The organism is Arthrobacter sp. H20 (genome assembly GCF_000520515.1).
Lineage (GTDB): Bacteria > Actinomycetota > Actinomycetes > Actinomycetales > Micrococcaceae > Arthrobacter_D.
Genome location: NZ_KI914728.1, coordinates 70,291 through 73,893, shown reverse-complemented (window position 1 = coordinate 73,893; position 3,603 = coordinate 70,291). Strand labels below are relative to the sequence as shown.

Sequence of the window (3,603 nt, the reverse complement as noted above, 5' to 3'; positions counted from 1 at the left end):
CGGGTCACCATGTCCCGTGCAGTGCCTTGGGCTCCGCAGCGCCGGCACCACGAGTCCGGTTCCACTACCTCGCAAACCAGCACCGCACCATCGGGCTTCACCTCCTGACCGATAGCTTCCAGACCGAGTTCATCGAGTCGGCAGAACGTGCTCAGATCGGGTGCAGCGAAGGTAGCGTTGAGCACGTTGAGGTCTTCCGGATGGCGAGCGTGAGAACTTCCATCATCGGAAAACCTCGACCCCTATCCCGTGACCGACGCGCCCATCCCGCTCACACCCCGACTACACCCTCAATTGCGATGAGCCGCATTAACGATCCTCCAGCGTTCACGTTCGGCCGGACGGGCGGCCAATGCTGGCTTGAGCTGTCCGTTGACCAGCACCAAAGCACCTTCCCGGCCCATCATTTTCTCAGTCGCGGCCACGGCGGCGATGGATCCGCCAGCGGTGAGGGAGATATCCGAGATGACCAGGACCCGTTCCCTGGTCACCGGCACAGACTGGGGGTCCTGGATGATGATCGCCCCGTAGAGGCCGCCGAAGAGCTGGTCGGCGACGCGACCGTGGTGGTGCGGGTGGTACCAGTACACCCCTGGTGGATGGTCCGCTGGCAGGAAGTACTCATAGTCGAAGGATGTTCCCGGTTCGACCGAAACCAGCACATTGTCGCTGTTGCCCTGCGGGGAGACGTGAAGCCCGTGGACGTGGAGGTTGGTCGGATCCATCAGCCTGTTCTCCAGTGTCACATTCAACTGGTCCCCGGGCCGCAGGAACAGGGTGGGGCCGGGCAAAGTTCCGTTATAGGACAGCGCGGTGGCATCCCTGCCCGCGATCAGAACCTGACCCATGGCCGCTGAAAGCTTTACCTGGAGCCGACCATCAGCACTGCGCAGGGCCTCCGGTTCACTCAGCTTCTGTCCGCGGAACGACTGAAATCCAGAGCCAGGACCCCATAGCAATCCTGCCACGCCGGTCACGGTGGCAATCGCGCCGGCACCTCCCAGCATCAGGGCAGTTCGCCGATTCAGGGGTTGCATCAGACGCCGTCTCCGAGAACCTCGAGCCGTTCACGGTATTCTTCTGTGCTTAACTCTCCCTTAGCGTACCGCTCGTCCAGAATCCGTCGGGCAGGAGTCGCGCCCATTGCTCGAGCGCGGTCCGCATCAGGCCTCCCCGCTGGCCTTCGGCTGGTCCCGGATCGGCTGTTTCTCCCGGAAAATGCCCGCATAGCAAGGAGCGCCAGCAACATAGTACCTATAAGTAGGAGCAGCCAGAACAACCACGTCCAGCCCATCATTGAACCAAATCCGTCAATCATTTTCCTTCTCCAATCCTGGTGCGCAGACCACTGTCTCGGCGGACCGCACGGCGGCGGCAGTTCGTGGCGGGATCGGCGTCACGATGGCGAATAAAGCGCCAGGCCGTCAGAGGTGACCTCAGTGGGTTTGGGTTTCCATTAGTTGTGGCTTAGGCGAGGGACACGAGGAGTCATTCCAGGTATTTCGTTGTCAAGCTGGCGTTTTCCCTGGTGGCACGGTGCTCCAGTTTGCTTGCGATCATGGCGTTTGCTGTGCCAATTGTATACCCAGGAGGGTATGTCTAGCCAGGCAGCGGGGCCGAGTATGCCCGATTTCAACTGGCTCACGAGTCGGCATTTCAATCGATCACTGTAGTCCGGCACTCTTTTCTCTGGATTGTTGTAGACCAGCGGCTAGACCAGTGGTCAACCCGGGCTGGCAACTGAAGCCTGCGGATTAGCTGGGCGCTGCGGCCTGCGGGTAACCAAGTCGGCCACGCGTGGCGAGCGTTAGGGTGAATGCGGCGGCCACATAGACACCAAGAATCACAAGGTCAGTCAAGTCGCCGACTGAACTGACAATCGAACCCGGGTCGCCGGGATCGACTGCGAACGTCAGAAAGTCCTGCGCGGGGGTGAAACTCGCGTGGAGGAGAAGGCAGAGAAGGACGCTGCCGGTGCGGTTGTAGAGCCAGGTATAGAAAAACGCGAGAATCAGGGGAACCACGAACCCCGCGGGACCATACAACGGGATGTGCCAGATACCCCACGCGAGACCAATGATGAGTGTTGCGACGAGGGGAGACCTGCGTTCCTGGAGTCTGGGAAGGGCGAAGCCGCGCCATCCCGGTTCTTCGAATCCGCCACCCACCGTAGCGACCAGAAGAAATGTTCCTACGTAGGCGGGGCCAACGGCGGCTAGCAACGTAAAATCGAGGGTCCAGCCGAAGGCAACCAGGACGAGGTTGATCATCAGATAAACCGCTGCGGGTAGCAATAGTGCGACGGCGTAGAATCCGGGGCTGACACGCCACACCAACAGTGAGCGGATCCACTGGCGCACCGACCCGCCAGAGAGCCGCGTGACGATGAGCGCCGAGGCAAGGGGGCCGAACCCGCCCAGAAGAAATACTGCCTCTCCGGCGCCGAGCGCTGCGGCGCCCCACAGCGACCACGAGATCGCGTAGGCAAAAAGGAAGAAGGAAATGAGCTGATGGCCTGCGATCCAGGCACGCGGCCGGTGCCTTTCGGACGGGTTGGTCTGGTCTTGCGAGGCCTGATTCTCTCGATGGCTGGGCCGTTCACCGTGGGGGTCGGTCGAGTGGCTGCGGGTCGCGACGTTGTAGGCCAGCGAGGTCAGTTCGAATTCGCCGTAAGACCAGGAGCCCGCATCCGGATGCCACATCACCTTGGCCTTCGTCGCCACCCGCGCGGGTCCGACCTGCGCATACGCACGCAGTGGCGTCGACCAGCGCATCGGCGTGAAGGTGCTGCCGTCGGGGGACATGGCCCCCCGCCCTTCGGCGACGAAGTCAACGAGGTTCCCGACGTCGTCGAAACGCAACTCAGCCGTAATGGTGTTGGCTCCCAGGGTGAAGTGGGCAGCAGCGGTGCGCTGATCGATCGGCTCCCAGGTGATGTTGGGGGAGACCAAGGCACCGGGTGCCAGACAGCAGAGGTCGTTGAACAGGGTCACCGTTTCGGCGCGGGTGAGTGCGTCGCCTTCCGCGTCGACCATAGAGCGCGCCGACAGCAGCCGCACCCGCATCGTCGCGCCGCGGTCGTCGAATTCGTGCAGGACATCGACCGGCAGACCCTTCATTCTGGCGTCCATCATGAAGTAGCGCTTCGGGGTGTCTACGATGTCCAGTTGGTCCGCCGTGAGCGTCATCCATGCGCTGTCCGGGTCGCTGCGCATCCTGCCGGTCCAGGTTGCCCGGAAATCGGTCACCGGCGGTCGGCCCACAGCACCCGAAAGGCGGAGGTAGCGCTGCACCGGATCGGGTAGCGAAACCAGATCACCCTCGCCGATCGGTCCGCGTGATGGTGGCTGGGCTGGCGGCCACACCCGTTTCAGGGAAAGCTCAAACTCTGCGCGGAGGCTCAGCGGCCCCCGTGAGGCGAAACCGTACAGGACGGCGCTGAGTAGCACGACGTTCGCGACAGTGCCCAAACCGGCGTCCTCCCAGGAAGTGAGGATGGCGACCTGCGAGATCACGACCGCCCCGGCGCCGTAGGCCCACCACCACCGGGGAGAGAAGAACAGAAGCCCGGCGGAGAGCAGGCATAACGCTCCTGCGGCTAAT

General features: G+C 62.6%; 3 protein-coding genes and 1 pseudogene. All 4 read right to left on the bottom strand.

Annotation, left to right across the window (positions count from 1 at the left end; translation table 11 throughout):
• Window positions 1-185, bottom strand: a pseudogene (locus Y703_RS22640) (ISL3 family transposase); the annotation flags it as partial.
• Window positions 186-290: 105 nt separating this feature from the next.
• Window positions 291-1,037: a multicopper oxidase family protein gene (locus Y703_RS19090; RefSeq protein WP_081743473.1), complete on the bottom strand. Its 747-nt coding sequence runs from the start codon at window positions 1,035-1,037 to the stop codon at window positions 291-293.
• Complete coding sequence (locus tag Y703_RS23045) at window positions 1,037-1,144, bottom strand: SHOCT domain-containing protein (RefSeq protein WP_253907990.1); 108 nt, start codon at window positions 1,142-1,144, stop codon at window positions 1,037-1,039. The genes Y703_RS19090 and Y703_RS23045 overlap by 1 nt, the downstream gene beginning before the upstream one ends.
• Window positions 1,145-1,754: 610 nt before the next feature.
• On the bottom strand, window positions 1,755-3,603 hold a 1,849-nt coding region (locus Y703_RS23040), incomplete at its 5' end, for a type II CAAX endopeptidase family protein (RefSeq protein ID WP_253907989.1).

Bases quoted from the DNA above. Each gene is read 5' to 3' on its own strand.
- Y703_RS19090 (WP_081743473.1), bottom strand. From the start codon at position 1,037: ATGCAACCCCTGAATCGGCGAACTGCCCTGATGCTGGGAGGTGCCGGC.
- Y703_RS23045 (WP_253907990.1), bottom strand. From the start codon at position 1,144: ATGGGCGCGACTCCTGCCCGACGGATTCTGGACGAGCGGTACGCTAAG.